Annotated in this window: 17 protein-coding genes; 6 read left to right on the top strand and 11 right to left on the bottom strand. The window is 72.8% G+C overall.

The features are described 5' to 3' along the window. Positions 1 to 214 precede the first annotated feature (214 nt). The gene (locus ACF1AG_RS17605; RefSeq protein WP_391810001.1) at positions 215 to 4,036 is read left to right on the top strand and encodes a S8 family serine peptidase; all 3,822 of its coding nucleotides are present in this window, start codon (positions 215 to 217) and stop codon (positions 4,034 to 4,036) included. Positions 4,037 to 4,168: 132 nt separating this feature from the next. Here ACF1AG_RS17605 and ACF1AG_RS17600 read toward each other — a convergent pair whose 3' ends face one another. The 5 genes from ACF1AG_RS17600 to ACF1AG_RS17580 form a co-directional block, all read right to left on the bottom strand. Continuing rightward, complete coding sequence (locus ACF1AG_RS17600) at positions 4,169 to 5,278, bottom strand: DUF3533 domain-containing protein (protein ID WP_391810000.1); 1,110 nt, start codon at positions 5,276 to 5,278, stop codon at positions 4,169 to 4,171. A gap of 118 nt (positions 5,279 to 5,396) precedes the next feature. Next, a complete protein-coding gene (locus tag ACF1AG_RS17595; RefSeq protein WP_359607367.1) occupies positions 5,397 to 6,602 on the bottom strand; it encodes an Nramp family divalent metal transporter in 1,206 nt (401 codons plus the stop codon). Further along, positions 6,599 to 7,279, bottom strand: a complete 681-nt coding sequence (locus ACF1AG_RS17590; protein ID WP_359607369.1) for a YoaK family protein — start codon at positions 7,277 to 7,279, stop codon at positions 6,599 to 6,601. The genes ACF1AG_RS17595 and ACF1AG_RS17590 overlap by 4 nt, the downstream gene beginning before the upstream one ends. A gap of 3 nt (positions 7,280 to 7,282) precedes the next feature. After that, positions 7,283 to 8,329, bottom strand: coding sequence for a cupin domain-containing protein (locus ACF1AG_RS17585; protein WP_391809999.1), 1,047 nt, complete (start codon positions 8,327 to 8,329; stop codon positions 7,283 to 7,285). A 226-nt stretch (positions 8,330 to 8,555) separates the two neighbouring features. After that, complete coding sequence (locus ACF1AG_RS17580; protein ID WP_387795209.1) at positions 8,556 to 9,029, bottom strand: MarR family winged helix-turn-helix transcriptional regulator; 474 nt, start codon at positions 9,027 to 9,029, stop codon at positions 8,556 to 8,558. 57 nt (positions 9,030 to 9,086) lie between these two features. On the opposite strand from ACF1AG_RS17580, the gene ACF1AG_RS17575 reads away from it, so the two are divergent. Beyond that, positions 9,087 to 9,902, top strand: a complete 816-nt coding sequence (locus ACF1AG_RS17575; protein WP_391809998.1) for an alpha/beta fold hydrolase — start codon at positions 9,087 to 9,089, stop codon at positions 9,900 to 9,902. Here ACF1AG_RS17575 and ACF1AG_RS17570 read toward each other — a convergent pair. Both ACF1AG_RS17570 and ACF1AG_RS17565 read right to left on the bottom strand, forming a co-directional pair. Beyond that, positions 9,899 to 11,338 (bottom strand): amino acid permease, encoded by a 1,440-nt coding sequence (locus ACF1AG_RS17570; RefSeq protein ID WP_387795208.1) that lies wholly within the window; start codon positions 11,336 to 11,338, stop codon positions 9,899 to 9,901. The genes ACF1AG_RS17575 and ACF1AG_RS17570 overlap by 4 nt on opposite strands. A gap of 108 nt (positions 11,339 to 11,446) precedes the next feature. Next, positions 11,447 to 11,908 carry a universal stress protein gene (locus ACF1AG_RS17565; RefSeq protein ID WP_191879232.1) on the bottom strand — a complete coding sequence of 154 codons (462 nt, stop codon included), beginning with the start codon at positions 11,906 to 11,908 and terminating at the stop codon, positions 11,447 to 11,449. Positions 11,909 to 12,055: 147 nt separating this feature from the next. On the opposite strand from ACF1AG_RS17565, the gene ACF1AG_RS17560 reads away from it, so the two are divergent. Further along, positions 12,056 to 12,895 carry a polysaccharide deacetylase family protein gene (locus ACF1AG_RS17560; protein ID WP_359607376.1) on the top strand — a complete coding sequence of 280 codons (840 nt, stop codon included), beginning with the start codon at positions 12,056 to 12,058 and terminating at the stop codon, positions 12,893 to 12,895. 52 nt (positions 12,896 to 12,947) lie between these two features. On the opposite strand, the gene ACF1AG_RS17555 is transcribed toward ACF1AG_RS17560, so the two are convergent. After that, a complete protein-coding gene (locus ACF1AG_RS17555) occupies positions 12,948 to 13,613 on the bottom strand; it encodes a class F sortase (RefSeq protein ID WP_359608182.1) in 666 nt (221 codons plus the stop codon). 336 nt (positions 13,614 to 13,949) lie between these two features. Between ACF1AG_RS17555 and ACF1AG_RS17550 the strand changes: the two genes are divergently transcribed. Next, a complete protein-coding gene (locus tag ACF1AG_RS17550; RefSeq protein WP_391809997.1) occupies positions 13,950 to 14,447 on the top strand; it encodes a hypothetical protein in 498 nt (165 codons plus the stop codon). Positions 14,448 to 14,543: 96 nt separating this feature from the next. On the opposite strand, the gene ACF1AG_RS17545 is transcribed toward ACF1AG_RS17550, so the two are convergent. Beyond that, the gene (locus ACF1AG_RS17545; RefSeq protein ID WP_359607592.1) at positions 14,544 to 15,527 is read right to left on the bottom strand and encodes a helix-turn-helix domain-containing protein; all 984 of its coding nucleotides are present in this window, start codon (positions 15,525 to 15,527) and stop codon (positions 14,544 to 14,546) included. A 195-nt stretch (positions 15,528 to 15,722) separates the two neighbouring features. On the opposite strand from ACF1AG_RS17545, the gene ACF1AG_RS17540 reads away from it, so the two are divergent. Continuing rightward, positions 15,723 to 19,169, top strand: coding sequence for a S8 family serine peptidase (locus ACF1AG_RS17540; protein ID WP_391809996.1), 3,447 nt, complete (start codon positions 15,723 to 15,725; stop codon positions 19,167 to 19,169). A gap of 72 nt (positions 19,170 to 19,241) precedes the next feature. Here ACF1AG_RS17540 and ACF1AG_RS17535 read toward each other — a convergent pair whose 3' ends face one another. Both ACF1AG_RS17535 and ACF1AG_RS17530 read right to left on the bottom strand, forming a co-directional pair. Beyond that, on the bottom strand, positions 19,242 to 20,006 hold the full coding sequence (locus ACF1AG_RS17535; RefSeq protein WP_391809995.1) for a hypothetical protein: 765 nt from the start codon (positions 20,004 to 20,006) through the stop codon (positions 19,242 to 19,244). Between the two features lie 46 nt (positions 20,007 to 20,052). Next, the gene (locus ACF1AG_RS17530; RefSeq protein ID WP_359607598.1) at positions 20,053 to 20,658 is read right to left on the bottom strand and encodes a hypothetical protein; all 606 of its coding nucleotides are present in this window, start codon (positions 20,656 to 20,658) and stop codon (positions 20,053 to 20,055) included. 181 nt (positions 20,659 to 20,839) lie between these two features. On the opposite strand from ACF1AG_RS17530, the gene ACF1AG_RS17525 reads away from it, so the two are divergent. Next, positions 20,840 to 21,766, top strand: coding sequence for an SCO0930 family lipoprotein (locus tag ACF1AG_RS17525; protein WP_359607600.1), 927 nt, complete (start codon positions 20,840 to 20,842; stop codon positions 21,764 to 21,766). Positions 21,767 to 21,782: the final 16 nt, after the last annotated feature.

Genomic DNA, 21,782 nt, shown 5'->3' with positions numbered 1-21,782 from the left:
GCCGCGGAACGTGCAATTCGGTCGGTCGCCAATGTGTTTCACGGGAGTTACTCCAATTTGAGAGAACCAGCAGGTCAGATGGGTCGTCAGCGTCCTCTCGCGCTGGACGGTGAAAACCTGGGACCCGTGCGGTGAATTCCGATCGTATTCAAGGCTGTACTTTTCCTCCCGTGAAGTGATCCACTGCGCCTCGTCATCGTCCCCTGGAGGCACAGTGAGATTTCCCCCGCCCCGACGTGCCGCGGCTCCTCTGGCCGTCGCGCTCGTCGCCGTACTCATGACCCCGGCCGCCGCCTCAGGTGGCGGCAGGTCCCAACCGCCGCCTCAGGCACCGGTCTCGGCCGGTGAGGCCGCCCGCCCGCCCGTCGTCGTCACCCTGCTCACCGGCGACCGGGTGACGGTGACCCCGGGGAGCGGCGGGCCGGCCCTGACCGTGGACGCGATCCGACGCCGTCCGGGCGCCACGGGTTCGGTGCGCGTCGCCGTCGAACGCGGGGACACCTACGTGTATCCCGAGGAGGCGCTGCCCTACATAGCGACGGACCGGATCGACCGGCAGCTGTTCAACGTCAGCCGGCTGGTGGCCGACGGGTACGACGACGCGCACAGCGACGAGCTGCCGCTGATCGTCACCCGCGAGGCGGCCGGGTCCGCCACCGCCCGGGGCGCCGGCACCGGCCGGATCGGCGCGCGTCTGCCGGGCGCGGAGACTGCGCTGGACCTGCCGTCCGTCGACGGCGAGGCCGTACGCGCCGAACGCTCACGGTCCGCGGAGTTCTGGTCCGCCCTCACCGGCGGCGGGGACGGGTCCGCCCGTTCCTCGCGGAAGGCGTCCGGCGAGGCCCCCGAGGACACGCCGCCCTTCCTCGACGGCGTCCGCAAGATCTGGCTGGACGGCAAGGCGGAGGCGGCCCTGGCCGACTCCACCGCCCACGTCGGGGCTCCCGCCGCATGGTCGGCGGGCGGCACCGGAGCCGGGGTGCGGGTCGCGGTGCTGGACACCGGGGTGGACACGACGCACCCGGACCTGGCCGACCGCATCACGACGACCAGGAGCTTCGTCCCGGGCGAAAACGTCCTCGACCGGCACGGCCACGGCACTCACGTCGCCTCCACCGTCGTCGGGACCGGCGCCGCCTCCGGCGGGAAGGAGCGCGGCCTGGCCCCCGGCGCCGACCTGGTGGTGGGGAAGGTCCTCGGCAACGACGGAATCGGGTCGGAGTCGGGGATCATCGCCGGCATGGAGTGGGCGGCGCGCGACACACACGCCACGGTGATCAACATGAGCCTGGGCAACAGGTTCTGGCGCACCCAGAACGACCCGATGAGCGAGGCCGCGAACCGGCTGAGCGAGGAGACGGGCGCCCTCTTCGTCGTCGCGGCCGGCAACGCCGGACCCGGCCCCTCCACCGTGACGTCACCGGCCACCGCCGAAGCCGCGCTCGCCGTCGGCTCGGTGGACACCTCCGACGTCCTCGCCCCGTCCTCCTCGGCCGGACCGCGCGCCGGCGACGACGGCCTCAAGCCCGACCTGACCGCCCCCGGCGTGGGCGTCCTCGCGGCCCGCTCGCAGTACGCGGGCGAGGGCGAAGGCACCTACATGGAGCTGAGCGGCACCTCCATGGCCGCACCGCACGTCGCCGGCGCCGCCGTCCTGCTGGCACAGAAGCACCCCGGGTGGACCGGGCGCCAGATCAAGGACGCCCTGATGAGCACCACCGTCCGGACCCCCGGCTACAGCCCGTACCAGGCAGGCACCGGCAGACTCGACGTGGCCGCCGCCTACCTCGGTGACCAGGTCGTCGCGACCGGGTCGGTGGACGCCGGACCCGTGACCGTGCCGCACGGCGGCGCGGACCCGGCCCCGGTCGAGCGGAAGATCACGTACACGAACACCACGAAGAAGGCCGTCACCCTCACCCTCGGGGTCGACCGGGGCGACACGCCCGCCGGGGTGTTCACCCCGGCCGCCGACCGCGTCACCGTCCCGGCGCAGGGCTCCGCCACGGTCGGTCTCCTGGTCGACGTCGAAGGGCTGGCCACCGGCCGCTACACCGCGCAGGTCGTCGCGCGGCACGCGGGCGGCACGGTGCACACCGTGGCCGCCGTCGCCGTGGAACCGGAGAAGCACCGGCTCACCGTGCGGTTGAAGGGCCCGGACGGGAAGCCGCTGAGCGGCGAGGTGGAGATCACCGGCCCCGACGGTGACACCTCGGTCCGCTGGGCGAAGGACGGCGTACTCACCGGCCGCTGGACGCCCGGCTCGTACACCGCCGTCGCCGCCGTGGAGGTCAGGGGCGCGCACGGGCCGCACTCCCTCGGCTACGCGCTGCTGACCCTGCCCGAGATCGACCTGACGAAGGACAGCGAGGTGGAGCTCGACGCCTCGAAGGCACGCCAGGTGAAGGCGGAGACGCCCCGTGCGGCCACGGTCGTCGACCGCAGGATCGACGTCTACCGCTCCACCACCCTGCGGGAACCGGCGCCCGGCGACAGCAACGCCCTGCACCAGATCATCTGGCCCGCCGTCACCTACGACAGCGTCTGGGTCCTGCCGGGCAAGGACAAGGTGAAGAAGGGCAGCTTCGTCCTGACGACCCGGGTCCGCGCCCTGCAGACACCGCTGCGCATCACCTACCCGGGGCAGCGTCTCGACGACGTCCTCGTCCCGCAGCCCGGCTCCGCGCCCCTGGCCGACGGCGCCACCCGCCTGGACGCGGTCGACGCCGGCCGCGGCACTCCCTCCGACTACGCCGGCACGGCCGCGCGTGGCAGGGTGGCGGTGGTGCGGGCCGGCCTGGACGTCTCTCCGGCGGACCGGGTGGCCGCGGCACGGGCCGCGGGCGCGGCGATGCTCCTCGTGGTCAACGACGGGGCCGGCAGGCGGAGCGATTGGTACGGGGCGGCCGACGGATTCACTCCCGGACCGCTGCCCGTCGTCTCGGTCACCAAGGACGAGGGCGACGCGCTGACCGGGAAGATCCGCGGGGCCGCGACGCACCGGGTGGCGCTGACCGTCGAGTCCCGCACGACGCCCGAATACCTGTACGACCTGGTGCGTCAGCACCGTGACGCCGTGGCCGCGGATCCCTCCTTCCGGACCGACCCGGGCAGTCTCGCGCGGATCGACCAGGAATTCGGACGGCGCGCCGCGCCCATGAAGGAGATCCGCGACGACATCCCGCCCTACGGCGCCGCCCCGACGTCCGGGCGGATCGAGCCGTTCCCGTGGAGGCCCCTCGCGCCCGGGACGCGGACGGACTGGGTCTCCGCGGGCGACGGGATCCGGTGGCGGCAGTCCGTGAGCGCGAACGGCTGGTCCGCGCACACCGACGCGGTGGCCTACCGTCCCGGCAGCGTCCAGAAGGACCAGTGGTTCGGGCCGGTGATGCGGCCCCGGCCGACCGCCGACGAACTGCCCATACGGACGGGGGCCTCCCTCGACGGTCCCGTCATGCCCGCGGGCGACGGAGGGGCCGGGCACAGCGGCTACAGCCCCTGGCTGTCCTCGACCGTCTCGGTCTACCAGGGGGACACGCTGGTGGGGCGGGCGGAGAACGCGTCCCAGTTCGCGGCCTTCGACCTGGCGCCGGGGCGGCTGCCGTACCGGCTCGTCCTCGACACCGCCGTCACCGCCCAGGGACGCGAGGTCTTCGGACCGTACTCGACCGCCACCCGCACCGAATGGCGGTTCCACTCGGAGGCGACGGCGCTGCCGCGGACGGTCCCGCTGGTCCAGCTCGACTACGGGATCGACCTGGACGCCGAAGGCAGGGCGAAACGCACGTCGGACCTCGTCCTCACGCCCGTCGCCCTCGGCGGCGACCGGTCCGCGCCCACCTCGGTCGTGCTCGACGTGTCGTACGACGACGGCGCCACCTGGCAGCGCCAGGACCTGCGGGAGGACAAGGGCTCCTGGAGGGCGAAGCTCAAGGCCCCGTCGCGGGCCGGGTACGTCTCCCTCCGGGTCGTGGCCGGGCAGCGCGACGGCGACGGCGTCACCCAGACCGTCACCCGGGCCTTCGGCCTGAGGTGACCCGCCGGACGGGCATTCGAGGTGACCCGCCGGGCGGGTGTCCGAGGTGACCCGGCGGGCGGGCGGCACCGGCCGCCCGCCCGTGTCCACGGGCCCGTCCCGCGCCGCACGCGGGGCGGGCCCGTCCGGCCGTCAGGCCGTGGCCCCGGTCCCCCCGGCCGCCGCGGGCGCCGGCGGGCCGTCCGCCGCCTTGCGCCGTCGGCGGAACATGACGACGAGGGCGCTGACCAGGACGCCGCCCACAGCCCAGGCGGAGAGCACCCACCAGGCCGTGGCGGTGTGATGACCTCCGAAATAGGCGTAGTTGCGGATCAGCGTGACCGAGGCGCCGTTCGGCAGCGCCGGTCCGATGTCCCGCCAGAACGGCGGCAGGAGCGCCGCCGGATACACACCGCCCGCGCTGGGATTGCCGAACACGACGAAGATCAGCACGGACAGCGCGATGCCGATGGGCCCGAGCAGCACCTGGAAGGCCATACCGGCGGCCGCCGCGGCGAACGTGGTGAGGGCGCCGATCCACCAGATGGCGGCGAAATGGCCTGGCAGCGCTTCGAAGACCAGGTCGGCGATGATCGCGCCGGCGAGTCCCGACAGCACCGACAGCAGGGCCAGCGCGCCGAGCCGGATCACCATGCGGTGCGGATCGGGTGGCCGGGCCCCGTACGAGGCGGACGCCGCCGCGGAGGCCAGATAGCCGCCCACGACCAGGCCGACCGCCAGGTAGAAGCTGGCCAGTCCACGCCCGTCCGCCTCGTTCGGTGGTCGCAGATCGGTGACCTGAACCGGCCGCGAGGGGTCGGCCTTCTGGAAGACCACTTCCAGCGCCTGGACGCCCGACGGGCCGCCGGCCGAGGCCACCAGCAGTCGGTCGCCCCGCTCCTGGGGTGCGACCAGCAGAGCGGCGTCCACCTCACGCTCCAGCACCATGGCGCGCGCCTGTGCCGCAGTGTCGGCGGGCCGGCCCTCCAGCGGCTCCCCGGGGATGGAGTTCAGTTTCTCGATCACCGCCCCCTGCTCCGCGGCGGGAGCCACGACGGCCACCGGGATCTTGTCCGGGGTGGGGGAGTGGAAGGCCCCGATGTAGGAGACGACGAAGGCCACTTCGATGATGAGGACGCCCAGCATGAGGAGGCCGGCGCGTGGCGTGATCGCGTCCCGCACCTCGCGGCGGAACCGCGCGGCGGGTGACTGGGCGGGAGGGCTGCCGGGTGGCTGTCCACCAGGTGTGAAGGGCTCGACCATGTCGACTCCTTGGTCGGTGGTGTCCGTCCGCGCCGGATTCGTGGGGGCGGAGGCGCCGGTGTCCCGGGCCGGGCCTACGGCGGGCGTCCTGTGGCGGTCGCCGGCGACGGACGCTCGGTCAGGGGAAGAACTGCTCCATCAGCAGGGCCACGTCGAGCACGGTGACGGCCGCGACGACCACGCCGATGCCGATCTTCACGGGGAGCCGGTTGGCGTGGTCGCCCATCACACGGCGGGAGGAGGTCAGCAGTCCGAGCGGGACGAGGACGAAGGGCAGGCCGATCGCGAGGATCACCTGACTGGCGATGAGCGCGCCGACCGGTGAGATCCCGGCCGTCAGCAGGGCGACCGCGGGCAGAACGGTGATCAGCCGACGCAGCGACCGCGGGATCCGGCGGCGCATCAGTCCGCTCATCACCACCTCCCCGGACTGGGTGCCGACGGCGGTGGAGCTGAGCCCGCTGGTGAGGAGCGCCACCAGGAACGCGGTCTGTGCGGCGCCCCCGACCCGGTCCGACAGCCCGTGGGCGATGCCCGCGAAGTCGTCGGCGCCCAGTCCGAACAGGGCGCCGGCCCCGACCACCAGCATCGAGGCGTTGACGGTCCCGGCGAACAGCATCGCCATGAACACGTCGACGCGGTGCGCCTTGAGCCGCCCGTGGGTCCGGGCCAGCGCGCTGTGGATGTGCACGGCGTGCGGCATGATCGTGGCGCCGACGATGCCGGCCGCGAGGTAGAGGGCTCCGTCCCCCGGCAGGCCGGGCACCATGCCGCTGCCCAGCTCGTGCAGGGCGGGCGGCCGGTAGGCCAGGCAGAACACGAAGGCCGCGCCGATGACGCCGAGGGCGGCGACGGCCACGCCCTGCAGGAACCGCTCGCCGAGCCGGTCGCCCGCGGCGAGCAGCACCCCGCCCACCACGGCGGCGATCACCCCGCCCACCGGCATCGGCACCCCGAACAGCAGGTACAGGGCGAAGGCCGCCCCGATCACCTCGGCGACGTCCGTGGCGATCGAGACGATCTCCGCCTGCACCCAGTAGGCCACCCGCCAGGGGGTGGAGCAGTTCCTCCCCACCAGTTGCGGAAGGGTGAGGCCGGTGGTCGCGCCCAGCTTGGCCGCGAGGTACTGCACGGGCCCCGCCACCAGCGTCGCCAGCACCACCACCCACAGCAGGCCGGTGCCGAACTGCGCGCCGGCCGTCACATTGGTGACCAGGTTGCCCGGATCGACGTAGGCGATGGCCGCGACGAACGCGGGGCCCAGCAGCCGGACCGCGGAGCGACGCGACCGGGGCGGCGAGGGCGCGAAACGCAGCGTCGTCACGACGCCGGCCCAGGTGTCCTCGGGAGGGCCAGGATCGCCGCCGTGGCGCCGGCCGCCGCCACGGCGGGGCCGAGCCGGGCGTCGATCGCCATGGCCCCGGACGCCGTCAGGGCGCCCAGGAACAGCATGACGACGACGCCCACGCGGACGGCCGCGTGCCGGGTGCTGCCGTCGGCGGCGTCCTGGGCCAGGCTGGTCATGGTGCCGGTGACGAAGGTCGTCGTCACCCCCGAACCGCCCGCGGCCCGCTTGGCGGCCGCGGTCTGGCTGCCCATCGCCGCCGCGGACACCGCGAGCATCACCAGCCGCAGGGCCGTGCCGGGGGTGCCACTCACGGACTTCAGGATCAGCACCAGGAGGTCCAGCGCGACCACGGCCACGAGCACCGCACGGATCCTGCCCCACTGCGGCTGCGGCCGTTTCGGCGCCGCCCTGGACGCCAGGTACACGGCGATCAGGAACGCCCCGAGGGCCACGGACGCCCCCGCGACCAGGGAGCCGTACCCCGGCCGGCTCGTCAGACCCGACAGGACCAGACTGCCCGTCATGTTGGCGGTGAACACGCCCCCGAGTTCGACGAACGCGAACGCGTCACCGGCTCCCGTCGCGAAGGACAGGAGCGCGGCCACGACGGCCAGCCGTACCGACGCCGGCGCCTGCGCGGTTGCCGCCGCCATGGGTCAGGCGGTCTTCGGCGCGGACGTCGGGTTCTTGCGTCCCACGATGAGCGGGTCGGTGGTGGTGAACGGGAAGTCGGGGACGTCCCGCTCGTCCACGCCCAGGGTGGACGCCAGCACCTCGCGGGAGAACGCGGTCGCCGTCGTCCGGTAGCCGATGTCGCCCGGGGTCGGCTGATCGAAGAAGATCAGGAAGTGGAACGCCTCGTCGCCGAGCACCTCGATGTGGTGCGGATAGGCGCGCGGGACGAAGTAGACGTCCCCCGTGTCGAGTTCGTACTCGTCGAGCGTCACGTCGGGGTCGAGGATGCGCATCCGGGCGCGACCCTGGGCCACGTACCCCATCTCCGCGGTCACGGGGTGCCAGTGGGCGTCCCTCATCCCGTTCTCCTTGATCCGCAGGGAGTACATGGAGAGGTCCTCGAGCGCCGCCCAGAACTGCTTGCGCGCCAGCCGCGCCGACCCGTAGTCGTAGGCCGTCGGCGGGTGCTGTCCCTCGACGTCGAAGAGGTGGGCGTTGGGGAACCGGTCGGTGGGGTTCACCGAGGAGTTCGCCTGACGCGGCAGGATCTGCTGGGCGTCCGGCCGGGCGAACGCGTCGAAGGCCGAGGACGGCAGGTCGTAGGTGTTGCCGAGGACGGAGTCGGTCATCGCCGAGAAACTGTCCCGCAGTGAGAAATGCTGGGGCTGTTCGCTGCGCAGCGCGATGATGACTTCCGCCTCGGTTGCCGCGAGGTTTTCGATGTGGTAAACCGACCCGGATTCCACGTGGTACATCTGCCCCTCGCCGGCCACGAACGAGGAGAACTGGTTACCGCTGCCCAGCATCGATACGAGGACTTCGCCCCGTACGACATAGGCGAGTTGGTTGGCGTTGACATTCCACTGGGGTTCCCTGAGGGTGTTCGGCGCCAGCACCACACGCTTGATCGACAGGCCGTTGAGCAGGGGAAAGGCCTGGCGGTCGACCGCCTGGACGCTGCCCAGATCGCTCTCGAAAAGCGGAGGGCTTTTGGCAAGGGAAACCCAGTGCGGAGACGTCGGAGACATCTCGATCACCCTTTCGGAGGAGTTCCCACCATGGTTGCCACACGTCGTTGAATGGTGCATCTCGAATGGCTGCGGTCCTCTCCGGAGGTGAGAGCCCTCTTTCCGCGGTGCGGTTGCGGAACGGCGCGCGCCGATGACACTGCGGAAGACCGGTCCGAGCGCCGCCCGCACGGTGCTCCACGCGCCCGTGACGCTCCACGCAACCGCCCGGAGGAAGGGCGAGGTGTCAGTCGTCCGCGACGTGGTCCAGTGCCGTGAGGAGTTCACCCAGGACCCGCAGGCAGGCCGTCACTTCGGCGTCCGTGAGCCCGCCACCGGTCTCCCGCAGCAACCGGTGCTCCCTGTCCAGCACTTCGGTGATGGCCGCGGTGCCCCGCTCCGTCGGGCGGATGAGCGACGAGCGCCGGTGGGCGGGGTTGGGGATGCTCTCCACCAGACCCCGGTCCGCCGCCTCGTTCACCATGCGCTGCACGAACTGCCGGCTGATCGCCTGGGCCCTGCCCATCTGAGGCACCGTCATCGGGCCGTTGCGGTGCAGCAGCGTCAGCACGGCGCGTACACCGAGGGACAGTTCACCGCCCGTCAGCTCCTGCTCCACGCTGCGCTGGGCGCGCCGGTAGAGGGTGCCGACCAGGTCGTACACCTCGGTGAGGCGCCGGCCGAGCTCGTCCGGCGGAAGGGGGGTCTCGTGGTCCGTCATCCGCCCATCATGACATCCAGGTTGTCAAAGTGAGGGCAACATGACACCTTGGTTGTCATGACTGGTGCTTCGGATCTCCGTACCTTCCCGTCCGCCGACGGCGACCTCGCCTACCGCGACTCCGGCTCCGGCGACCTCGTCGTCCTGCTCCACTCCGGCTTCCTCGACCACCGGATCTGGGCCGACCACGTCCCCGTCCTCGCCGAGCGGTACCGGGTCGTCACCCCCGACACGCGCGGCCACGGCTGGTCCGCCAACGCCACCGCGCCGTTCCGCTGGGCCGACGACCTGGCCGCGCTGCTGCGCCACCTCGACGCCGGGCCCGCGGTCCTCGTCGGCCTCTCCATGGGCGGCGTGATCGCCACCGACACCGTGCTGGAACACCCCGGCCCGGTCCGCGCGGTGGTCACCGCCGGGGCCGTGACCGGGGACTTCCGGTACACCGACGCCTGGCACCGAGAGCTCCAGGACACGATCAACGGGGCGCTGGCGACCGGGGACGTGACCACGTGGCTCCACGCCTTGCTGCGGCTCGTACCCGGCCCCCGCCGCTCGGCCGACGACATCGACCCGGACATCCTGCGACGCGTGCGCGAGATGGCCCTGCACACGCTGTCCAAGCACAGCGCGGACGAGAAGGACCGGCTGGTGCCGGTGACCGGCTCCCTCGAACGGGCCGGCGAGATCCGCGTTCCGCTGCTCGCCGTCAACGGGTCCCTGGAGCCGGCCGAACTGCACGCCGCTGCCGGGCGCCTGGCCGCCGCGGTCCCCGACGGCCGCACCGCGACCGTCGAGGGCACCGGCCACTACTCGGCCATGGAACGCCCCGACGCGTTCACCCGCGTCCTGCTCGACTTCCTGGAGACCCTCTAGTCCCGGCCCCCGGCATCCTCCCCGCCCGTCCGCGCCAGCGCCGAACGACGGTACGAGTAGCCGAAGTACACGACCAGACCGATCGCGAACCACACCGCGAACCGCACCCACGTCTCCCACTGCAGGAACGTGATCAGCCAGACCGAGAACATGACGCCCAGCGCGGGCACCACCGGCATGAACGGCGTACGGAAGGAGCGCGGCAGCTCCGGCCGCCGGTAGCGCAGCACGATCACCGCCGTGCACACCACCGCGAACGCCAGCAGGATGCCGATGTTGGTCAGCTCGGCCGCCTCGCCGATCGGGAGGAACCCGGCGATGGCGGCCGACGCCACCCCCACGATCCAGGTGACCCGCGTCGGCACGTGCCGCGTCGGGTGGGTCTTCGCGAACCAGCGGGGCAGCAGTCCGTCCCGCGACATCGCGAACCACACCCGGGTCACGCCCAGCATGAACGTGAACATCACCGTGAGGATGCCGATGATCGCGCCCACCGCGATCACGTCCGCCAGCCCGGTCAGCCCCACCGACTTGAACGCCGTGGAGAAGCCGCTCTCCGGGTCGATGTCCCTGAAGTCCTGCATGCCCGTCAGCACCAGGCAGGCCGCCACGTACAGCACCATCGAGATGATCAGCGAGTAGACGATCGCCTTCGGCATGTGCCGCTGCGCGTCCTTGGACTCCTCCGCCGCCGTCGACATGGCGTCGTAGCCGAACACCGCGAAGAACACCGTCGCCGCACCCGTGAACGCCCCGCCGACACCGAACGGGAAGAACGGCTCGTAGTGCGTCGCCCGGATGTGGAACATCCCGACGCCGATCACCAGCAGCACGACCGCCACCTTCAGCACCACGACGACCGTCTCGAAGCGCGCCGCGTTCTTGATGCCGAGGTTGAGCAGCGCCGCGATCAGCAGACACAGCAGCGCCGCGAACAGATCGACCCGGTGCCCGTCCCCGGTGCCGGGCGCACCCAGCATCCAGGCCGGAAGGTCCGCGCCCATCTCGTTCACGAGGAAGCTGAAGTAGCCGGAGATGCCGATGCCGACCACCGCGACGATCGCCGTGTACTCCAGCAACAGGTCCCAGCCGATGAACCAGCCCGCCAGCTCGCCCAGCACCGCGTACCCGTACGTGTAGGCCGACCCCGCCTTCGGGATCATCCCCGCGAACTCCGCGTACGACAGCGCCGCCGCCGCGCTCGCCACACCCGCGATCAGGAAGGACAGCAGCACCGCGGGTCCGGCCGTGCCGTTCGCGACCGTCCCCGCGAGGGTGAAGATGCCCGCGCCGATGATGCCGCCCACACCGATCGCGGTGAGCTGCCACAGGCCCAGGGTGCGCTCGAGGCGCGGGCCCCGGCCGGCCTCCGTCTCCTCGATGTGCTCGATCGGTTTGCGGCGGAGAACTCCCTCGCCCGCCCGGAGACCGGCCATGCGCCTCACCTCTTCGCGTTCGGCAAGCGTCCGACGAGGGCTCATGATCCCCTCGCGACACCGCCGACGGAAGACACCACGCGAGCCGCGGGGCCCGCCTTCACCGGACTACGGCACCACCGTCACCGGCCAGCGCCCGGCCTTCACCAGCCGCACGGCCACGGAACCGATGAACCGGTGCCCCGCCTGCTCGGACGCACCCACCACCACCGCGTCCGCCGTGAGGTCGTCCGCCGCCTTCACCAGGCCGTTGTAGGGGTCGCCCCGGAAGGTGTGGAACTCCCAGCGCATGTCGAACATCCCCTTGATCCGCTCCATCGACTCCCGGATGTGCGCCGCCAGGTCCTGCGCTATCTCCTCCGTCGTGTCCGCCACCGGCGCGCCGAGCGCCGCCCCGCCCGCCAGCACCGGCTGCACGTACACGATGGCGAGCAACGCTCCCTGACGCCGCGCCAGGCCCGCGGCGTACGCCGCCGCGCGCAGCGACGAGTCGGAGCCGTCCACGCCGGCCACGATCACCTTCGGGCCGTCCGTGCCCCGCTCGAACCGATGGGACTGCTGTTCCGTCACGACCGCGAGGCTATCGGAGAGCCGTACGGCCGGACACGGCGCGGTCCCCGGAGAACTCCGTCATATGCTGCGCCGATCAGGTGAAATGGTGCCGCCGCACCGGTGTCGTGGCGCTGTGCCGGACCTCCGCGGGGCGACTCATGAGTCATGCAGATGGATCACTTGCTCACCCGGCGCCGGGCGTTGCTCGCCGGTGCCGCCACGCTGGGCGCGGCAGGTGTGGCCGCGGCGCTCGCGCCGGGGGCCGGCAACCGGGGTGCACCCGCCTCGCCGCCCGCCGCCGGAGCGCCCGCGGCCCGCCGCCCGCTCAGGCCCTCCGAGTACCGGCTGAGGCCGCTGACCGGCTACGGCCCCCCGCGCACCCCGCCCGGCAGCACCCCGGTGCGCAAGGAGCCGCTGCTGAAGGTCCCGGACGACGGCCGCACCGTCGTTCTCACCTTCGACGACGGGCCGGACCCCCGCTACACCCCCGACATCCTCGACACCCTGGCCCGGCACGAGGTGCGCGCGATGTTCTTCGTGTGCGGCGAGATGGCCGGCTACAACCCCGGCCTGCTGGCCCGCATGGCCGACGAGGGCCACGTCGTGGGCAACCACACCTGGTCGCACCCCCTGCTGACGAAGCTCCGCCGCCGCACGATCCGCTCCGAGATGGAACGCACCAGTGACGTCGTCGAGAAGCACTACGGCGCCCGCCCGGAGTGGTTCCGCGCCCCCTACGGCGCCTGGAACCGGGCCGCCTTCGAACTGGGCGCCGAACTGGGCATGGAGCCGCTCGCCTGGACCGTCGACACCCTCGACTGGACCGAGCCCGGCACCCGCACCATCGTCGGCCGGGTCGAGGACGGCGCCGCGCCCGGCGTCGTGGTGCTCTCCCACGACGCCGGGGGCGACCGCTCGCAGACCGTGAAGGCCCTGCGCTCCTATCTGCCGCACCTGCTGGACTCCGGCTACCACGTCACCGTGCCCCGCCGGGAGTACGTCTGAGAACGGCCGAGCCGTCCCCGCCGGGAAGGGCGGGGACGGCTCGGCCGACGGCTCAGCGGACCTCGGTCAGGCGGGCGAAGGCGACCACGTTGCCGTCGTAGCCGTCCTGCTGGGTGAAGCCGCCGCCGCAGGTGATGACCCGCAGCTCGGCGGTGCCCTTGGACGCGTAGACCCGGTCGCCGGGGAAGTCGTTCTTCGAGAAGACCTCCACACCGTAGACCTCGAACACGGCGGTCCTGCCGTCCTTGCGGGCGACCTCGACCCGGTTGCCCTTCTTCAGCGCTCCCAGGCCGTAGAACACGGCGGGGCCCTGCGCGTTGTCCACGTGCCCGACCACGACCGCCGTGCCCTTCTCGCCCGGTGAGACCGCGCCGGTGAACCAGCCCGCCAGGTTCGGGTCCTCGGGCGGCGGCGCGTCCACCCAGCCCTCCGCGTCCAGGCCCACCGGCACGATCGGCGCGTCCACCTGGATCGCCGGGATCCGCACCCGGTCCGGCACCGCGTACGGCAGCGCCGGCAGCGTGCCGGCGGCGACACCGGGGGTCGCGCTGTCCGCGGCGGCCGCACCGGCCGGCTGCGGCGGGCCCACGTCGAACTCCCCGGAGCCGTTGCGGAGCAGCGCGAGGCCGGTGAGCAGGACCAGCGCTATCACGCCCCACGGGGCGCGCCTCCTCGGCCGCGCCTCCTCTTCGGCTTCGGCCGGCTCGAAAGCTGACATTCGCCTTCCCCTCTCGACACGGCCGTCGCCGTGTCACTCGCGCATGACGTGAACGCTAAGCCGAGGGTGCGCCACCGGCGACGGGACGACGGCGAACGGGTGGCCCCCGGGCGGGCGGCGTGCGCCATCCGAGGTGATCCGGGACGAAGATCCTCTGACGGTCCGTGACCTGCGGTGATGGCCTCGCCCGCACGGGAGGGGCGGGGGCGGCCCTCAACCGTACGGACCATTCCCGAAATGCGCGGCGGCGCAGGGCAACTGAGGGTCTTTCCGGGAGGCGCTTTCTCGCCGATCGGACCGGGGACGGGACCCGGGGCGTCTCCCGCGGAGGATCACATGCGCAAGACACGTGCCCTTGCGGCCGCCGGAGCCGCGGTCGCCGTTCTCGGGTTCGCCGCCCCGGTGGCCGTCGCGGACGGCGGACGGGTGGCCAACCCGTCCAACATCGTCGCAATGCCCGGCGTCATCGCCCGGGGCGGCCAGCTCACCATCACCGTCGACGGCTGCCCCAACGGCGGCCACGCCACCTCGGACGCCTTCCAGCGGACCAACCTGACGCCCATCAACAACCGCAACGACACCGCCAGGGGCACCGCCACCATCGACGAGAACGCCCGTCCCGGTTCCTACGACATCACCGTCCACTGCTCCGGACGCAGCCTCACCCGGCCCCACGCCTTCACCGTCATCGGCGGTGTCCGCGGCGGCATCGGCGGCAGCAGCACCACCGGCGCGACCCCCACCGACATGGCGATCGGCGGGGCGCTGGTGGCCGCCGCGGTCGCCGGCAGCGGCTTCTTCTGGATGCGCCGCCGCGCCGAGAAGCGGATCTGAGGCGCTGTTCGCCTCGGTCTCCCGTTCCGCACGTGCTCGAAGCCCGCGCCCCGGACCCTGACGGGTCCGGGGCGCGGTCGTGTGCGCGCGGCGGGGTCAGATCCAGCCGCGGCGGGTGGCCTCCATCGCGAGCTGGAAGCGCGTCTGCGCGCCGAAGCGCCGCAGCAGTTTGGTGATGTGCCGCTGCACCGTGCGCTCGCTCCAGCCGAGGGACCGCCCCGCCGCCTTGTCGGTCGCCCCCGACGCCAGCAGGGTCAGCAGCTTCTCCTCGTCCGGCGACAGCCGCTCCGGCAGGTCCCCCACCACCGGCGGCACCGACGGGCGTATCTGCACGCTGCGTTCCCACACCGCCTCGAACAGGGCGGCCAGCGCGTCCAGCAGGGGAGAGGGGTGGACGACGTACGAGGCGGTGACCGAGTCGTCGCCGGGGCGCAGCAGGGGAAGCATGGCGACCCGGTCGTCGCAGATCGCGAGTTTGGTCGGCAGCCCCGTGGCGATGCGCGCCTGTTCCCCCAGCCGTATCCCCGCGGTCACGTCCTCCAGCCAGCCTTGCATCTCCAGCACCGAACTGTCGTACAGCACGCGGTACTTCACACCGCGGGAGAGCAGCTCCAGCTCGACCGGGTTGGGTTCGCGGTGCCCGGCGGCCGCCGCGTAGGGAGGGCAGTCGAAACCGCGCACCTGCGTGCGGCTGGCCCGCTGCATCTGCGTCCAGACGCGATTCACCTCGTCCCGGCCGGAGACGACCTCGACCAGGTCGCCGGGGTGCGCGAAGTTGCTGCCCGCCCGGTACAGCGACATCAGGTCCGCGACCTGGGAGCGCACGCCGTTCAACGCCTGCTCCCGCTCCCGCAGCACGGCCTCCAGCGCGCTGTCGGGCGGCGCCGCGGCGTAGCGGACGGGCCGTCCCCGTCCGGCCGAGGCGAGCCCGAGGTCCACCAATGACCGCAGCACCCGCGCGGCCGCCCGCGGAGTGAGACCGCAGTCGGCCGCCAGCTCCGCCGCCGTGGCCCGGGTCCTGCGGATCAGCGCGTCGTACACCGCCTCGCCGCGCTCGTCCAGACCGATCGGTTCCAGCACGCTCCCGCCCCTCCGTCCGCTGTCGTCTTCCCGCCGGATGACGGGAAGTCGCCGCCTGTCGATCTTGTCAGGCGTCCGCGGCGGATGTCAGCGTTCGACGAGCTTCGTGACCTGCTCTCCCCGTTACCCCCTTACCCCGTTACCCCGTTGCTCCGTTACTCCGGCGCACCTCGCGCCACAAGAAGGAGTGCCCCCATGCCGCTCCCGTCCCGTCCGCGCCGCGGACGACACCGCTACAGATCCCTGCTGTCCGTGATCGGCATCTGCGCCACCGCGCTGACCGCCGTACCCGCGACCGCGCACGCCGCCCCCGCCGGACCGTCCCAGCCGGCGGGCGCCCACGCCAAGATCGACCCCGCCGTGCTGGCCCGCATGGACGCCGCCGAGGCCCGCGGCGACGGACGCGTCGAGGCCGCCGTCGTCCTCCGCGCCGGCGCCGGCTCCCTCCCCGACGGCACCGGCGCAGAGGTGCGCCGCGCGCTCGCCCGGGGCACCGCCGCCGACCAGGCCCCGGTCGTGGACCTCGTCGAGGGGAGCGGTGACCGGGTCCTCAACACCTTCTGGCTGAAGAACATGGTGCTGGTCCGGGCCACCCCGGACACCCTCCGCCAACTGGCCGCGCTCGCCCCCGTCGAGCGGGTCATCCCCAACTTCACCCTGGAGACCCCGCCCGGCGAGACCCCCGAGAAGAGCGCCGCGGCCGTCGCCCGCGCCACCGCCGGAGCCACCACCTGGGGCCTGGCCAAGATCGGCGCCGACAAGGCACAGGACGAGCGCAAGCTCACCGGCGCCGGCGTGCGTGTCGCCGTCCTCGACACCGGCATCGACACCGCGCACCCCGACCTCGCGGGCAAGCTCACGAGCGCGGACCCCGCGGACCCGGCCCACCCCGGCGGCTGGATCGAGTTCGACGCCGACGGCCGCCCGGTCCCCGGCTCCCTGCCCCATGACAGCGCCTACCACGGCACCCACGTGGCCGGCACCGTCGCGGGCGGCGACGCCTCCGGCACCCGGATCGGCGTCGCGCCCGGCGCCGAACTGATGGGCGGCCTGGTCATACCCGGCGGACGCGGCAGCCTCGCCCAGGTGATCGCCGGCATGCAGTGGGCGATCGCCCCCTACGCCGCCGACGGCACCCCCGCCGGAAAGCCCGCCGACGTGGTCAGCATGTCGCTCGGCTCCGACGGCTACGCCGACGAACTCGTCGAACCGGCCCGCAACATCGCCCGCGCCGGCGTCTTCCCCGCCTTCGCCATCGGCAACGAGTGCCTGCAGGGCTCGGCCGCGCCCGGCAACGTCTACGAAGCCGTCTCCGTCGGCGCCACCGACGCCGACGACAACGTTGCCGACTTCTCCTGCGGCGAGGTCGTCCACAAGAGCAACTGGACCGACCCGCCCGCCGAATGGCCCGACACCTACGTCGTGCCCGAGGTCTCCGCACCCGGCGTCGACGTCCTCTCCGCGCTTCCCGACGGCGGCTACGGCACCCTCGACGGCACCTCGATGGCCACCCCGCACGTGTCCGGCACCGTCGCCCTCATGCTCCAGGCCCGGCCGGACCTCACCGTCGACGAGGCCCTCGCGATCCTCACCGGCACCTCGCGCGCCGACGACCGCTACGGCGCCCTGCCCAACCCGCGCTACGGACACGGCCGCATCGACGCCTACGCGGCGGTGGCCGAGGCGGCCCTGAACAGCGGGGTGCGCGGCACGGTCACCGACGGGCGGAGCGGCAAGCCGCTGGCCGGCGTCGCCGTGGCCCGCACCGACACCGGCCGCACGGTCACCACCGACGAGGCGGGCCGCTTCTCCATCCGCCTCGCCCCCGGCACCCACGACCTCGCGCTGTCCCGCTTCGGTTACCAGGACACCGTGGCCCGCGAGCGGGTGCGCGCCGAGCGCTGGACCGACGTGCGCCTGGAGCTCGCGCGCACCCGCTGGACGACGGTCGACGGGACGGTGACGTACGGGCCGACCGGGACGACCGTGCCGGGCGCCACCGTCAGCGTCCTGGACGTGCCGGACGCCCTGACCGCGGTGACCGACGCACACGGCCGCTACACGATCCGCGACGTGCCGGTGGGCACCCACCGTCTGACGGCCGTCGCACCCGGCATCTCCCGGTCCCGGCCGCTCACCGTGACCGTGGCCGGCCCCTCCGGCGTCCGCCGCGCCGACCTGGAGCTGCCGCGTCCCCCCGCCACCGAGCGAGTGGCCCTCAGCAGCCAGGGCAGCCAGCCGAACGGGGAGACCTGGTGGCCCGACGTCAGTGACGACGGCAAGGTCGTCGCCTTCGCGAGCGCGGCCTCCAACCTGGTCCCCGGCGACACCAACGGCACGCTCGACATCTTCGTCACCGACCGGGAGCGCCGGACCACCGCACGCGTGTCGGTCGCCTCGGACGGCACCCAGGGCGACGACTTCTCCCTGACGCCGACCCTCAGCGCCGACGGCCGGTACGTCGGCTTCAGCAGCGGCTCGACCAACCTGGTGCCCGGCGACACCAACCGGGAGACCGACGCCTTCGTGCACGACCGGACGACCGGAGTCACCGAACGGGTCTCGGTCGCCTCGGACGGCACCCAGGCCAACGGCCTGTCCTCGGCCCCGTCGCTGAGCGCGGACGGCCGCTGGGCCGTGTTCAACAGCGAGGCCGACAACCTGGTGGCGGGCGACACCAACGGCACCACGGACGTCTTCCTCCGTGACCGGAAGCTCGGCACCACGGTCCGTGTCTCCGCGGCCCCCGACGGCACTCCGGGCAACGGCCCGTCCCGAGAGCAGACGATCAGCGCCGACGGCCGGTGGATCGCCTTCCAGAGCACGGCCGACAACCTCGTGTCCGGCGACACCGACGGCGTCGCCGACGTCTTCCTGTACGACCGGCTCACCGGCACGACTCGCCTGGTCGACGGGCCCGACGGTCCCAACACGTCGCCGAAGATCAACGGTGACGGCAGCGTGGTCGTGTTCGACAACGACTTCCGGCTGTACGTCCACGACCTGCGCACAGGGAAGAACGAGCGGGTCGACGTCGCCGGCGACGGCACCCCCGCCGAGCAGTGGGCCTACGCGCCCTCCATCAGCGCGGACGGCACCAAGGTGGCCTTCTACAGCTACGCGGCCAACCTGGTTCCCGGCGACACCAACGGGATGGCGGACGTGTTCGTGCGCGACCGTGCGGCCGGGACCACGGTCCGGGTGTCGGACGGCCCCGAGGGCGCCGGCGGAGACGGGATGTCCGCACTGCCCGCGCTCAGCGGTGACGGCCGGTACGTCGCCTTCGAGAGCACCTCGGCCAACCTGGTCGGTGACGACACCAACCGTCACTCGGACGTCTTCGTCCACGACCTGGTCGCCGGGCCCGAGGCGCGCTTCGCTCCGCACGGCCTGACGGTGACACCGCCCCGGGTGCGCCCCGGCGCCCCGGTCCGGGTGACGGCGCGGGTGCGGAACGTGGGCGAGGCGAAGGGCACGTACACCGCCGTGCTGACGGTCGCCGGCGAGCCCGAGCAGCGCCAGGACGTCACCGTCCGCCCGGGTGGGGAAGCGACGGTGAGCTTCACCGTCCGCCGGGCGGCCACGGGGAGCTACACGGTGGGAATCGGCGCGCTGACTGGGGAGTTCGGCGTGCGGCGATGAACACCGGCGTGGCCCCTGTGTGACGGCCGCCCCCGACCGCTGTCGGTCGGGGGCGGCAGCCATGCCGGCTCCTCAGCTCTTGACCTCCGGGAACAGACGCAGGAACGGCTCCGCCGTCGCGGCCAGGCCCCTGCTGTACGGCGCGTCGAAGTCCCAGATGAGGAACAGCAGGAAGGCGATGAGCGCCGAGAACAGCCCGGCGAGAGTCAGTTCGCGGCGGGTGCGCCGGATCTGCAGGGCGAAGATCATGCCGATGGTGATCACGGCCCCGGCGACCAGGCCGAACCACACCACCCCCGGCATGGTCGCCCCGGTCGACTCCGCGCGGGCGCTGCGCGCCTGGTCGGCGGCGGCCACCTGGTCCACCAGCGGCTGGTAGGCCTGCGCCTCGAAGTCGGTGCGCGGCTCGTAGTCGGTCACGTCCCGGCGGAGCCGGTCCAGGAGTTCGGTGCCCTCGTCGGTCAGCCGGTCGTGGTCGGCCATGGTCTTCCACTCCGCGGTGACGACGTGTCCGACATAGGCGTTGACATCGTCACGGATCCGGTCGCGGATCTCGGCGGGGTAGACCCGTACCCGCTCCGAGACCTCGTGCAGGGCGACCGCCTCGGCCCGGACGTTGTCCTGGGCCGCGCTGCGGCCCTCCCAGACACCGGCGATGGCGAGACCCAGCACGATGGCGTACACGACGCCGATCCACATCGTCATGTACTCGATGACGTCCGGGGTCTCGCTGGGGTCCTCGTCCTCGGCCGCCCTCCGGTGCCTCAGGAGGGTGATGATCACCACGACGGAGCAGGCGGCGAGCATGGCGAGGGTGAGAACAAGCCATTCCGGCAAGAGGTGCCTCCAGGAAGAGAAGGGCGATCGGTTGCGCGGGCGGTCGTCAGCGCGGACGCAGGGCGGCCACGGCGACCACCGCCGGGGTGGTGATGAGCAGGACGAAGACGAGCGGTGACGTGGTGCTCCGGGCCGGCCGCTTGACCTCGGTCGCGCGGTGGTGCGGGTAGGTGACGGTCCGCAGGGTCGGGCGGGGGCTCGGGGTCGCGGACGGCTTCGGCGGCGGGGGCGGCGGCGCCGGACGGGACGTCGGGCGCGGCCTGACCGTCGGCGTCGGCGGAGGCGGCGGTGCGGGGCGCGCCGCGGGCGGTGCGACGGGCCGGACGGTGGGCGTGGGCTTCGGTTTCGGCGGGGTCGGCGTCGGTGTGGGCGGCGGTGGGGGAGGGGGCGGAGTCGGGGTCGGCGTCGGGGTGGGTGTGGGGGTCGGTGTGGGGGTGGGGGGCGGTGGCGGAGGCGGCGGGGAGCAGGGCGGGACGTCCCAGTCGATGTGGCCCGCGATCGCCACCGCCTCCGTGCCGTCCGGCCCCGTCGAGGCGTACGCGCAGGCGTCCGCCGCCGCCTGGCCGGGTGCGCCGGCGAGTGCCCACAACAGCGTGACCACGAACAACGTGCGCGCCGCGGTGCGGGTTTGGGTCGGTACGAGTGCTTGCACGACGAAGATCATGAGTCGTCCGGGGCCGTCCCACGCGCGAGAGCCGGGGGAATGGCACGAAGGAGTTAAGAAAAGAAAAACAGGCCGCCGTTGAACACAACCTGTGCCGCCGTGCGTACCCATCGTCGAGCGGCGGCGCGGCAGAGCGCTGCGACACCTCTGCGATCAACTGGAGTTGACGATGAAGACCTCCTGGCGGACCGCCTCACTGGTGGTGAGCGCCGCGGCGGTGCTGACCCTGACGACGGCGTGCGGTCAGGACACCCAGCCGCCCTCCAGCCAGAACGTGGGGATCACGGCGCCGGGCGACCTCGGCGGCATCGGCAGCGGCGCGCAGGCGGGCCAGAGCTCACCGGCCCCGAGCCAGCCGGCCAACACGGCGGGGCAGCTGAACGTGGCCACCGACGCCAAGCTCGGCAAGGTGGTGACGGACGAACTGGGGCTGACGCTCTACCGGTTCGACCAGGACTCCGCGAACCCGCCCAAGTCCAACTGCGACGGGGACTGCGCGAAGACCTGGCCGCCGGTGCCGGCGGACGACGCCTCGGCCGGCGAGGGCATCGACAAGGCCCTGCTCGGTGAGATCACCCGCGCCGACGGCACCAAGCAGCTCACCGTGGACGGCTGGCCGGCCTACCGGTACGTCAAGGACGTCAACGCCGGTGACGTCAAGGGCCAGGGCGTGGGCGGCAAGTGGTTCGCGTTCACCCCGGAGGGCAAGAAGGCGCAGTCGGCCGATCTGCCGGGGCTGTCGACCCGGGAGGACTCCAAGCTCGGCGAGATCGTCGTCGACGAGAAGGGCATGACGGTCTACCGCTTCATGAAGGACGAGGCGTGGCCGGAGCCCGTCTCGAACTGCACCGGAGAGTGCGTGAAGAAGTGGCCGGTCGTCTCTCCGGTCGACTTCGGCGACACCAAGGGCATCCAGAAGAAGGGCTACATGACCTTCACCCGGCCCGACGGCGCCGAGCAGCAGACGATCAACTGCTGGCCCATCTACACCTTCGCCGGGGACAAGGCACCCGGCGACACCAACGGTCAGGGCGTGGGCGGTACCTGGTACGCCGTACGGCCCGACGGGAAGCCGGTCGGCGCGTCGGAGAAGTGACGACCTCCCCAGGGTG

Source organism: Streptomyces sp. NPDC014764 (assembly GCF_043082785.1).
GTDB classification, from domain to species: domain Bacteria; phylum Actinomycetota; class Actinomycetes; order Streptomycetales; family Streptomycetaceae; genus Streptomyces; species Streptomyces althioticus.
This window is presented reverse-complemented; position numbering and strand designations above follow the sequence as displayed.